The sequence below is a fragment of the Corallococcus sp. AB049A genome, from assembly GCF_003668885.1.
In the GTDB taxonomy this organism is placed as follows: domain Bacteria; phylum Myxococcota; class Myxococcia; order Myxococcales; family Myxococcaceae; genus Corallococcus; species Corallococcus interemptor.
The window spans coordinates 1-737 of record NZ_RAWL01000864.1 but is presented as its reverse complement, the minus strand read 5'-3'; the positions used below and the strand labels follow the sequence as shown (position 1 = coordinate 737).

The following is a 737-nucleotide window of genomic DNA, read 5'->3' as shown; positions in this document are numbered from 1 at the left end:
GCACGGGGGTTGGGTGACGCTGGATCTCTACCCGGACATCCCCCTGGCGGCGGACACCGAGTACGTCGTCTCCTACTTCGCGCCCCAGGGGCGCTACACCGTCACCGAGGACTTCTTCGCCAGCGGCTACAGCGCCGGAGTCCTGTCGGTGCCCGCGAGCGGCGGCGTCTATGCCTACGGGCCGAGCGGCACCTTCCCCACGGAGACGTGGAACAACTCCAATTATTGGGTGGAGCCGCTGGTCAAGATGTCGCCTCCGGAGACGCCGCTTTTCGCGCGGGCCTATCCCGGCAACAACGCCGCCGCGGTGCGCTGGGATGCCGCGTCGGGGGCGCGGACGTATTCAGTCCTGCGCGCCACGGCCGAGGCCGGGCCGTACCAGCAGGTGGCGTCGGGCCTCACGCGGACTGCGTGGCTGGACACCTCCGCCACGAATGGCGTCGCGTATTTCTACCAGGTGCGCGCGTCCAACACGTACGGCACCAGCGCCGCGTCGTACCGGGCCCCGGTGACGCCCGCGCCCACCGCCTATCGCCTGTGGCAGACACCGCCCTCCGGCGTCTTCGCGTCCGATGACACGGCCGGCGTGGAGCTGGGCGTGCGCTTCAAGAGCGAGGTGCCGGGCATCATCGACGCCGTGCGCTTCTACCGGGACCCGGGCGCGCCGCTGGAGGAGCGCGTGGTGCACCTGTGGGACGCGCAGGGCGTCCTGCTGGCCACGGGCATCTTCGTGGGGG

Annotated in this window: 1 protein-coding gene; it reads left to right on the top strand. The window is 71.0% G+C overall.

Annotated elements, in window-relative coordinates; all coding sequences use genetic code 11:
• Positions 1-13: 13 nt before the first annotated feature.
• Positions 14-737: DUF4082 domain-containing protein (locus D7X55_RS39975; RefSeq protein WP_121725718.1), on the top strand; the 724-nt coding region annotated here is incomplete at its 3' end.